The sequence below is a fragment of the Owenweeksia hongkongensis DSM 17368 genome, assembly GCF_000236705.1.
Taxonomy (GTDB): domain Bacteria; phylum Bacteroidota; class Bacteroidia; order Flavobacteriales; family Schleiferiaceae; genus Owenweeksia; species Owenweeksia hongkongensis.
Genome location: NC_016599.1, coordinates 3,351,864 through 3,362,935, shown reverse-complemented (window position 1 = coordinate 3,362,935; position 11,072 = coordinate 3,351,864). Strand labels below are relative to the sequence as shown.

The following is an 11,072-nucleotide window of genomic DNA, read 5'->3' as shown; positions in this document are numbered from 1 at the left end:
GGCGTTTCTGCACTCTTTCCGGCCAAAATTCATCCTATTTTTGGTGAGCCGCTAAGATAGAAATAGAGCATGAGAAAGTTAAGAATGAGCGAGCTGAATAGGCTTAGCACCGAAGAATTTCAGGAAGCACCGAAAAACCCAATAGTATTGGTGCTTGACAACGTTAGAAGTTTACTAAATGTAGGCTCTGTTTTTAGAACTTCCGATGCCTTTAGGGTAGAAGAACTTCACCTTTGTGGACTCACCGCCACACCACCACATCGTGAAATGAACAAAACTGCGCTTGGTGCCACTGAATCTGTAAGTTGGAGACACTTTGTAGAAACCAGCGATTCTTTAAAAGATCTGAAGGAAAAAGGCTACACTCTTATTGCTATCGAGCAAACCAGTGGAGCTATTTCTTTAGAGCAGTTTCCCTTTGAACAGCACGATAAAGTTGCTTTAATTTTTGGCAACGAAGTAAAAGGTGTGAGTAATGAAGCTCTTGCTCTTTGCGACTTCGCTATTGAGATTCCACAGTTTGGCACCAAGCACTCCTTAAACATTTCTGTAAGTGCTGGAATAGCCCTTTGGCAAGCTGCCCAACGTTTTATCTAAAGCAGCAAACCTCTGCTTCTTCCATACAAATTTCCTCCACCCTTCTAAATGAAAAATCCCCCTCAGCATCAGCCGAGGGGGATTTTTTATAAGTTACCTGTGTCACGTCCTGAAATAGCGTTACACAAATTTGTAACCTTATGAAAGACAATGGCTACGTAAAGCGTACACAAAAAGATTACAGCTTAAACTTCAAGCTGCAAGTTGTCCAAGAAATAGAACGGGGCGAGTTAAGTCAGCATGGAGCAGTCCGAAAATATGGCATTCAGGCTCGCAGTACTGTGCTGAGTTGGTTAAGAAAGTATGGTAACTTTGATTGGGAAAATCAAACTCCAATACAAATGCCCAAAACTCCAGAACAAAAACTGATGGAACTAGAGCAAAAAGTTCGGCTATTAGAAAAGCAGAAAAAGCAGCTGGAACATCAAATAGAACGAGCCGACAAAAAGGCGATCATCTTTGATATGATGATAGATATAGCCGAGAAAGAGTACAATATTCCAATCAGAAAAAACTCCTTACCCGAACAGTCAACCAATACAAAGAACACTACCAAGAAAGCCTAACGGCTACCTGTAGATTGTTCGGGTATAGCCGTCAAGTTTATTATCGCGCCATTAAAGCCGAAGAAGCCAAAAAGCAACGTGCGCAAAAAGTAGTATCACTCGTGCAGGAAAAGCGCATGTCCATGCCTCGGCTAGGCACACGTAAACTTTACCACTTGCTACAGCCAGAGCTGCAAGCACTGGGCGTGGGTCGCGATAAATTGTTCCACATTCTAAAAGCAAATCACATGTTAATACAACCCAAGAAATCATACCATATTACCACCAACTCACACCATAGGTTCCGCAAACACAAAAACGTGATTGCAGACTTACCCATTACCCGGCCAGAGCAGCTTTGGGTGGCCGATATAACTTATGTGGGTACCCGAGAAAACCCCATGTACCTGGCTCTAGTTACCGATGCCTACTCAAAAAAGATAGTAGGCTACAATGTATCAAACAGTTTGAGTGTGGATGGTGCGCTATCTGCCTTAAAGCAAGCTATCAAAAATCGAAAATACCCTAGCCAACCTCTGATCCATCACTCAGACAGAGGCCTACAATATTGTAGCACCGATTACCAAAAACAACTGGCTAAAGCCAAAATAACCTGTAGCATGACAGAGTCTTATGACCCATATGCCAACGCCATAGCGGAACGTATAAACGGTATTTTAAAGCAAGAATTTATTGAAGTAGTAAAGGCCGATAAACTAGACATCATGAAGCCTTTGGTGGAAGACAGTGTAAGCATTTATAATAAACAAAGGCCACACCTCTCCTGCCAAATGAACACTCCAGAACAAATGCATAAACAAGATCAGGTCAAAATAAAATCCTATAAAAAACAAAACCTTGGTGAAGCTAGCTTCACCAAGGTTTAATTACTATGTTTAATCTATATAAAAACCTGTATCGGTTATTTAGGACGGGACACTGTATTATATACTATATATAATTACTTAATGGTAATATCAGCTCTTCTGTTGATATCGTTACGACCGTTAGCAAATTGCTCGCTTTCGCCTACAGACTTAGCTTCAATTCTTGCTTCATCGATACCGTAAACTTGTGAAAGTTGTTTCTTCACAGCTTCAGCTCTTCTCATACCAAGGTTCTTGTTATATTCTTCAGATCCTCTTGGGTCAGCAGAACCAGTAACTACAATCTTAGTATTTGGATTGTTTTTCATCAAACGAGCGATTGTAGCTAAACGTTGGTGGTTAGCTGCAGAAATACTCGCGCTGTTGAAAGAGAAGTATACAGAAGGGATAAACGCATTATCCATTCCACCTTTGATAGTCTGACCTTGGAAGTTCACCATAGTTCCAGCTGGAGTGTTAGCTTCTTTGTCCATGTAGTCAGCTACACCGTCACCGTCAGAATCAACTGCACGACCGTTAGCATCAACTTTAGCACCTTTAGCAGTAAATGGATCTTCATCCATGTTATCAGGAATACCATCCTGATCTACGTCAAGAGCTTTACCACTTCCATCAACCACAGCTCCTTCTGGAGTGCTGTTGTCTTTGTCAAAGTAGTTATTCACACCATCCTTATCATCATCAGTGGTAAGTTGGTCGAAATTATCTTTAACCTCAGCAAGGTCAAAATACATTCCGTCAAGTGGGTTTGTATAAATCACAGCGGTAGATTCTTTTGGACCTCCAAAGTTGAAGCTAAGACCTACATGGCTGTAAACAATCATATCGTTGTTACGTCCTCCTGCAAATCCATCAGCGATATCAGAGAAAAGGTATTTTCCTTGTACACCAAAATCAAGATCCAATAGGTTGCTCAAACGGTACTTAAAAGTAACATCCATAGGGATGAAAACTTCATTAGTCCAGTTCTCGTCACCTACTTTACCATACTGAGCTACCTCAACACCGTTGAAAGAACGAAGAGCCTGAGTTTGAGACATTCCGATACCCAAAGACACTAGAGTTGCCCATCTTCTATCATTTTGCTTAGCTCTAAGTACAAGTGAGTTAAGATTCATTACAGCGTTTAAGCTATAATCGAAATACTTGCTTTCAAAACTATTTAATCCATTGGTTCCAGAAATGTTACCGTACATTCCCTGTGCTTTAATACCCCAAACACTATTAAGGTATTTTGTAACGTCAAGACCGAATCCTAGCTCAAATTGGAAATCATTGTCTTCGTCATTAAAACTAAAGCTAGAAAGGTCTCCACCGGTAAACATGTTTCCCACATGCACCCCAACGGCCCAATCACGGTAATTAGATACGTGAGCATCACCAATCTTCTCAGTAGTCTGAGCAGAGGCAAATGATACTCCCATAGCTAACATTAAGAGTAAACTATACTTTTTCATAAAAATCAATTTTAGGTAACTATTTTGGTTCATAATATTTCAGACTTCTTGCAGCTAGACCCTTTTAGAAGTCTTGGCAAAAATATAAATAAGTGGAGACTACAAAACGTTTTTATGACAATTTAGATTATTATTTGTTCATTACTCCGAGGCCTTTCTCCATGTAAAGATTAATTTCCACCATATAAAGCCCTACCATAGCTACATACAGCTGTTTTAAAAACAGAAGATAGCGCTTTAAACTATAGTGCAATTCTACTTTTAACTAGTCAAAATCAGCATCTTTTAGCCAAATTTTCACTGAAATTCTTGTGATATTTTCTAACAAAAACATGGGTTAACACTTCTCACCCCACTCAGCTTCCGCATTGTTGATCTTAAGCTTTACGATTCATCCACAGCTATTACCTCCAGAGAATCGATGCTTTCCTCTAAGATTTGCTTCACCGATTTGCCTAAAACTGGATGCTTCCAATTTTCAGCAATTTCTACCAAAGGCACTAACACAAAGTTCCTCTCTTGCATTCTAGGGTGAGGAATTGTTAAAATTTCACTCCTTATTATATAATCCTCAAAAAAGATAATGTCAATATCAATGGTCCTAGACTCATAGTCGTCCCCATTTTTCCTAACCCTTCCAAAGTCCAGTTCTATTTGTTGAAGCTTGCTTAACAATGCTTCAGGTTTCAGTGGAGTACCCACAATCACGGCTTGATTGATAAAATCTGGTGTACCCTCTTCCATCCCCCAGGCTTTTGTTTTATAAAGTCCAGATGCTTTTAGCACATCTGAGAACTCTTCCATTTGTGCCAAAACCTGAACAAAAGTGGATTGAACATCGTTCATGTTTCCTCCTAAAAGCAAACAAGCCTTATAATCTTTGCCTTTCAAAATATGCGGATAATGGGGATTGTTTAATAATATTGCGAATAATTGCGTCAAAACTAATCATAGACCACCTGATACATGAAGACTTTTCTAAAAATGTTATTGGCTACCATTTTAGGTGGAGCCATCTTGCTTTTTATCGGCTTTATCATTCTTGCTTCTTTTGCCTCATTGGCAAATAAAGAAGTAGTGATTGAAAAAGGATCCGTTCTTACCATTAACCTTAATAATGTAATCTACGAACGAGCCGATGACAATCCTTTTGGAGCTTTTAACCCATTGAGCCAAGAGCCATCTTTTCCACTAGGGCTGAATGACATCTTAGCTTCTTTAAAAACTGCAGCCAATGATGACAACATTGTTGGTGTTTATCTTAAAGGAGGCATACCAATGACTGGAAATGCTACTTTAGAGGAAATCAGAAATGCCCTTCGCACCTTTCGTGAAAGTGGAAAGTTTGTTTACAGCTATTCAGAAATAATGACCCAAAAAGGTCTTTTCTTAACTTCAGAAGCTGATTCTATCTTTATGAACCCTGAAGGATTTTTTGAGTGGAATGGTCTTAACGCCTCTGTAACTTATTATAAGGATGCTCTGGACAAAATTGGAGTAAAACCAGTTGTACTTCGCGCTACAGGCAATAAATACAAAAGCGCTGTGGAGCCTTTCCTTCGTCAGGATATGAGCCCTGAAAACGAAAAACAACTTTCAGATTTAATCAGCTCTGTATGGGGCGACTACCTTGCTGAAATTAGCAAATCAAGAAACCTTGACGCCAATACCCTTAATACGCTGGCGGACAGCATGGCTATTACCAGCCCAATTACCGCTGCTAAAAATGGCCTTATTGATGCCCCGCTTTATGAAGATGAAGTGTTAAACCTGATGCTTCCGGCCACTGGAAAAGATGACATTAAAGACATTGACTTTGTTTCTGTTCACACTTATGCATCTGATGCTAAGCTTGGAAAAGGCGGGTACAACGACAATAAAATTGCTGTGGTAATTGCCCAAGGAGACATTGTGAGCGGTAAAGGAAGTGAGTACCAAATTGGTTCTGAAAGAATTGCTGAAGCTATACGTAAGGCCCGTAAAAATGACAAAGTAAAAGCCATAGTACTTCGCGTAAATAGCCCTGGTGGTAGCGCCTTGGCTTCTGAAGTTATTTGGAGAGAAGTAGACCTTGCACGCAAAGAAAAACCTGTAGTAGCTTCTATGGGTAGCGTGGCTGCCAGCGGTGGTTATTACATTTCTTGCTTTGCTGACACTATTGTTGCCCAACCAACCACAGTTACTGGTAGTATTGGTGCCTTTGGTCTTTTCTTTACTGCTGAGGAGTTGATGCACAACACCCTTGGGGTGAATATTGAAAATGTAAAAACCAACAAATATTCAGACTTAGGAACAATTGACCGCACGCTTACAGCTTCTGAAATGCGCATGCTAATCAGACAAGTTGACCAAGTATATGGCACCTTTAAAAAACGCGTAGCTGAAGGTCGTGGTTTTACCGAAGAATATGTGGACAGCATTGGCGGTGGACATGTATACTCTGGGCGTGATGCACTTGAGCTTGGTCTGGTGGATGTTTTGGGTGGCCTTGAAGACGCTATTCAAATAGCGAAAAACATGGCCAACATTGAAGGTAGTGAATATCGCGTAGTAGAATACCCAGAACTGGAAGATCCATTTGTACGTTTGATGAAGCAAATTAATGGAGATTTTGAGGCCAAGCTTATAAAAGAAAAACTAGGACCTTACGCCAATTATATAGACATGGCTGAAAATGCCAAAACTATGCAGGGTTATCAAACCCACCTTGGTTACGACCTCACAATAGACTAATCTATTTCTTTGAAGTCACTTCAAAATAAAAAGCAGCAGCAAGCCGGGTTTATTTACCTCGTGCTTGCTGCTTTGTTTATAGCCTCTTTGGTTACTTGCAACCTTATTGCCAATAAGTTTGTAGAAGTAGACATGGGCTTTCATGTATTTCAAGTTTCAGCAGGCGTTTTGCCTTACCCTATCACCTTTCTCATTACAGATATCCTTTCGGAGATATATGGACGTAAGCGCACCAACCAAGTTGTGCTTGCCGGTTTCTTTTCTACACTTTTAGTTTTGGGAATTCTATATGTTGGACACAGTTTTCCGGCTATAGAAAGCAGCCCTGTTTCAGAGCAAGATTATTCCTCAGTTTTTCAAAACTCATGGAAAATAATAATGGCCAGCATGGTAGCTTATCTGGCTGCTCAGTTTTTAGACATTCGCATTTTTCACTTTTGGAAAAGAGTGACCAAAGGCAAGCACCTTTGGCTTAGAAACAATTTCTCTACGGTGATTTCTCAATTGGTGGACACCACCTTAGTAGTGGGTATTATATTTCTGGGCGTAGTCGAAGTTTCATTTATTACTGGGCTTATAGCTGATGGGTGGCTTTTTAAAATACTTTTTGCGTTAGCTGATACAGCACTAATCTATCCTATAGTAATAGGTTTTAGAAAATACTTTGAGCTAGAACCCGGTGAAGAACTCAACTTTTAATATGAACAAGGCCTGGCTAAAAAGCACTTTGGAATTATTGCTGAAATTGGTATTGATTGGAATAGCCGTCTATTTCATATTTTCAAAGTTGCAAAGCACCGAATACCACGGTGTTTTCACCTATACCTGGCATGACCCCTACATTTATCTTTCAGTATTTTTTGCCCTGTGGGTCGCCAACCTTCTGTTTGATGCTATCATTTGGCAAGTGGTCAACAACTTTGTGGAAACCATTAGCCTGAAGCGGGCCTTCAAAACCAACTTCATTTGCTACGCCCTGGCTTTTATCACACCTGCCAATAGTGGCGAATTAGCCGGAAGGTATGTAATGCTCAATCAAAAAGGTGATAGGCAAAAAACAGTTTTCCTCACATTCTGGTCGCACTTCCCACGGTTTATCACCAAATTTCTCCTTGGCGGAAGTGCATTACTTCTACTCGCTTATTACGAATCAAAAATCACTTTAACCTACGCTCTACTGGGGATACTACTAATCTCTGTAGTGCTCATCACCATCTATCTTTCCATTTTAAAAATTCAAAAATGGCTCAATGAGCGAAATGCAGGCAAATGGGATATTTCAAAATACATATTGAATAACCGACCGATTCTCAGCGAAAAAATCACCTTACTTTTTCTTTCTATTGGAAAATACCTGAGCTATAATTTGCAGTTTATTGGCCTACTAGCCATGTGGAATCCGGAAATTCTGGGCATAGAATTATTCCTATCCGTAATAGTTTTTTATTTCATCACAGCTTTGATTCCAACTTTTGCAGCGGCAGACTTTATTATAAAAGGAGCATTAGCCATCTATATTTTTGACAGCTCTTTAGCCAGCGAAGCTGAGCTTATTAACGCCTCCTTCATTATTTGGATTTTCAATATTGCCTTACCTGCCCTATTTGGAACAGGTATTATTTTAAAGACAAATCTTCTTCATTCTATTAAAATGAGATTTTCACGCGGTAACCGGTATGGCCTCTAAGATTAAGAACTCCCCCACCTTCAAATATTAAGTACTGCCCGCGTATACCCTGAAGTACAGCTTTCACCTCCGCATTTTTATCCAAGTTTATCGCTTTCACTTTCGTGGGATAGTGCTCTACTGGATAATCCATCGAATGAATCTCATTATCATCACACACAAAATGCTGTAAATCGGCACTCAGCAATCCGGCCAATCTTTCCTTTTCTTCCAGCAAATTCACCTCAGCATCTTCATTTTTCAACATTCGCTGCCAAGCGGTTTTATCAGCTACATGATTTTTCATGTCTACCTCAATCATCCCCGCTTCATAGCGATTACTGGTTTTGGCAAGAATAATGGCTTGTGCTGCACCCTGGTCAATCCATCGAGTGGGCACTTGCTGCTGGCGCGTAACTCCTACTTTTAAACCTCCACTATTAGCCAGGTAGACCACATGCTCCTGAAGCTGATAGCCTTTTTCAAAAGCTAAATCCCTATCTTCTTCATCTAAGTGGGCACGGCTAAGCTCAGGGCGAATAATACTTTCACCTGCCATAGGGCTCGTAAAAAAGCAGTTTTTACAAAATCCCATTCGATACAAATCCGTAAATTGATTACCACAAGACGCACAATATTTTTCACCAACAAACTCAATAGAAAATTCACGACCTATGCAGTCATTTATTTTCAGAAAGTCATTGTCTGTCTTTAATAGATAATGAACCTGCCCATTAATGTAAGCGGGCATTTTGGAAAGTGTTGTATTTAATTGCATTTTGCTAAAATTGTAGTCTCAAACTAATTAACACCAAACATGAAAATCGATTTAGTCAACTCCTTTATTAGCTGGCGGATGAAGAAAAGATTTCATCAGATCGAGCTTTTCATGAAGTACCCCAATGAGGTACAGCAGGAGGTTTTATTCACGCTTTTGGATACTGCCAAAGGTACAGAATGGGGCAAGAAATACGATTTTGAAAGCATTACTTCTTACGAAGAATTTAAATCCCGTGTTCCCCTTCACTTTTATGAAACCTTACAACCGGAGGTAGACAGGATGCGTGCGGGTGAGCAAAACATCACCTGGCCAAGCGAAATTCGCTGGTTTGCAAAATCCAGTGGAACCACCGATGCCAAGAGTAAATTTATACCTGTAAGTCAGGAAGCCATTGAGGATTGCCACTTTAAAGGTGGCAAGGATTTGTTGAGCATTTATTGCAACAACAACCCGGAGACCAAAATATTTTCAGGGATGAGCCTTCGCCTCGGTGGCAGCTCATTTATCAATGACCATAAAAATCAAAGTTTTTACGGTGACGTATCAGCTATCATAATAGAAAACTTACCCTTTTGGGTAGAAATGCGAACCACTCCTAACAACAAGATTAGCTTGATGAATGAGTGGGAAAGCAAGATTGAAGCCATCGCAAATACCACTATTCAGGAGGATGTGAGCAGTCTTGTGGGTGTACCTTCGTGGATGCTTATTTTGGCAAGAAAGGTTTTAGAAAAAACAGGTGCTACCAATTTGCATGAAGTGTGGCCAAACCTTGAAATGTATATGCATGGTGGGGTAAACTTCAACCCATATCGCAAACAGTTTGAAGAAATTATACCTCAACAAAATTTCAGTTTTGTAGAAACCTACAATGCCTCAGAAGGATTTTTTGGCATTCAGGATCAAGCAAATAGCGAAGAGCTTTTACTAATGCTCGACTTTGGTATTTTCTATGAATTCATCCCGATGGATAAATTTTGTGGAGAAGACTCTGAAACTATTCCGCTAAGTGAGGTAGAAATCGGGAAGAACTACGCAATAGTAATTTCCACCAATGCCGGGCTTTGGCGCTACATTTTAGGTGACACGGTTAGATTCACTTCCACATTGCCCTACCGCATACAAGTTTCGGGTCGCACCAAGCATTTTATCAATGCCTTTGGTGAAGAGCTAATTGTAGAAAATTCTGAATCTGCCTTACATGCAGCTTGCATGGCTACCAATGCGCAAGTGAGGGAGTACACGGCTGCTCCGGTATATATGAGTAATAATAGCAATGGAGCGCACGAATGGCTCATTGAGTTTACTCAAACACCAAGTTGTTCAAACACGTTCAACACGGTACTTGACGCCAAACTAAAAGAACTAAATAGTGACTATGAAGCGAAGCGTCATAAAGACATGGCTTTGCGTCCACCGGTACTCCACATTGCTCGCGAAAACCTGTTTTATGATTGGTTAAAGTCAAAAGGAAAACTTGGTGGACAGCACAAGGTACCGCGCTTGAGCAACAATAGAACTCACTTGGAAGAGTTATTAGCCATGAACTCTTTACAAGAAGTAGGATGATTCGATCCACACTTTTAGCTATCTTATTTTCCACAGTCACCTGCTTTGCGCAAAGTGAAGTTAATGTCCCAATTGCCAGTTATAAGCTTAGCAAACTAGACAATTTTTATGTAGATCAGTTTCAAAATTTATACGTGGTAAATAATGCTGAATTGCGAAAGTATGACCCCACTTACAAGCAATTGTACTCCTACAGCAATCCTTTAAAAGGCACCATCAATCAGGTTGACGTAATGAACGCCTTGAATCCTTATATTTTTTACAAAGACTGGAATGAAGTGGTAGTGGTTGACAATAGATTAAACGCCAGCACCGCTATCAATTTTAACGATTACGGTTTTCTGGATGTACTCTTTATTTCTTTTGCCGATCAGGACAATGTGTGGTTTTACGACCAAGGCACCGACAAAATGTACCTTTTTAACCTACAGTCAAAAAAGGTGGTGAATAGTAGCCTGAACATCACACAGATTATTGGGGCAGAGAATATGCCTCATAGCATGATTAGTACCATCAACAAAGTGTATTTAAACATTCCCGAAAAGGGTATTTTACTTTTTGACGCACTGGGCTCTCTTCAAAAAACCATTCCCATAAAAAATGTGGAATCCTTTTGCGTGCAAGGAAAGGAGCTTTACTATGTGCAGGGGGGGAAGGTATTTTTATACAGTCTAACTACTTCTCAAGTTGATGCTATTGACTTAAAGGATAAGGATTTAAAAAATGTACGAGTGGCGGGTAAGCGACTTTATACCAGCAACAAAGAAGGCATTGGTGTATATCAGCTTCCGGCAAGCATCTCAAAGCAGTAATATCACGATTTTGGGCTTCTCTTAT

General features: G+C 40.1%; 10 protein-coding genes and 1 pseudogene. 8 read left to right on the top strand and 3 right to left on the bottom strand.

From position 1 onward, the window contains the following. Positions 1-69: 69 nt before the first annotated feature. The 3 genes and pseudogenes from OWEHO_RS14745 to OWEHO_RS14735 form a co-directional block, all read left to right on the top strand. On the top strand, positions 70-597 hold the full coding sequence (locus OWEHO_RS14745) for an RNA methyltransferase (protein WP_014203289.1): 528 nt from the start codon (positions 70-72) through the stop codon (positions 595-597). Positions 598-737: 140 nt separating this feature from the next. Continuing rightward, complete coding sequence (locus tag OWEHO_RS18670) at positions 738-1,163, top strand: helix-turn-helix domain-containing protein (protein ID WP_014201344.1); 426 nt, start codon at positions 738-740, stop codon at positions 1,161-1,163. Next, positions 1,160-2,029: pseudogene (locus tag OWEHO_RS14735) on the top strand (IS3 family transposase); the annotation flags it as partial. The gene OWEHO_RS18670 and the pseudogene OWEHO_RS14735, both read left to right, overlap by 4 nt. A 74-nt stretch (positions 2,030-2,103) precedes the next feature. On the opposite strand, the gene OWEHO_RS18045 reads toward OWEHO_RS14735, so the two are convergent. Continuing rightward, positions 2,104-3,486, bottom strand: coding sequence for an OmpA family protein (locus OWEHO_RS18045; protein ID WP_014203288.1), 1,383 nt, complete (start codon positions 3,484-3,486; stop codon positions 2,104-2,106). A 384-nt stretch (positions 3,487-3,870) separates the two neighbouring features. Further along, on the bottom strand, positions 3,871-4,377 hold the full coding sequence (gene folK, locus OWEHO_RS14725) for a 2-amino-4-hydroxy-6-hydroxymethyldihydropteridine diphosphokinase (RefSeq protein WP_014203287.1): 507 nt from the start codon (positions 4,375-4,377) through the stop codon (positions 3,871-3,873). A 75-nt stretch (positions 4,378-4,452) separates the two neighbouring features. Here folK and sppA point away from each other — a divergent pair, with 75 nt between their 5' ends. The 3 genes from sppA to OWEHO_RS14710 are packed head-to-tail and all read left to right on the top strand — an operon-like array spanning position 4,453 to position 7,906. After that, complete coding sequence (gene sppA, locus OWEHO_RS14720) at positions 4,453-6,219, top strand: signal peptide peptidase SppA (RefSeq protein WP_014203286.1); 1,767 nt, start codon at positions 4,453-4,455, stop codon at positions 6,217-6,219. A gap of 9 nt (positions 6,220-6,228) precedes the next feature. Then, positions 6,229-6,918: a queuosine precursor transporter gene (locus OWEHO_RS14715; protein WP_014203285.1), complete on the top strand. Its 690-nt coding sequence runs from the start codon at positions 6,229-6,231 to the stop codon at positions 6,916-6,918. Between the two features lies 1 nt (position 6,919). After that, entirely contained in the window at positions 6,920-7,906 is a 987-nt protein-coding gene (locus OWEHO_RS14710; protein ID WP_014203284.1) for a lysylphosphatidylglycerol synthase domain-containing protein, read from the top strand. Here the strand turns inward: OWEHO_RS14710 and OWEHO_RS14705 are convergent. Beyond that, entirely contained in the window at positions 7,866-8,663 is a 798-nt protein-coding gene (locus tag OWEHO_RS14705) for a DUF2797 domain-containing protein (RefSeq protein ID WP_014203283.1), read from the bottom strand. The two genes, OWEHO_RS14710 and OWEHO_RS14705, sit on opposite strands and share 41 nt — an antisense overlap. A 39-nt stretch (positions 8,664-8,702) precedes the next feature. On the opposite strand from OWEHO_RS14705, the gene OWEHO_RS14700 reads away from it, so the two are divergent. Together OWEHO_RS14700 and OWEHO_RS14695 are read left to right on the top strand one after the other, a co-directional pair. Beyond that, positions 8,703-10,235 carry a GH3 auxin-responsive promoter family protein gene (locus tag OWEHO_RS14700; RefSeq protein ID WP_014203282.1) on the top strand — a complete coding sequence of 511 codons (1,533 nt, stop codon included), beginning with the start codon at positions 8,703-8,705 and terminating at the stop codon, positions 10,233-10,235. Continuing rightward, positions 10,232-11,047 (top strand): hypothetical protein, encoded by an 816-nt coding sequence (locus OWEHO_RS14695; protein WP_014203281.1) that lies wholly within the window; start codon positions 10,232-10,234, stop codon positions 11,045-11,047. Before OWEHO_RS14700 ends, OWEHO_RS14695 begins: the two co-directional genes overlap by 4 nt. The last annotated feature ends 25 nt before the right edge of the window (positions 11,048-11,072 follow it).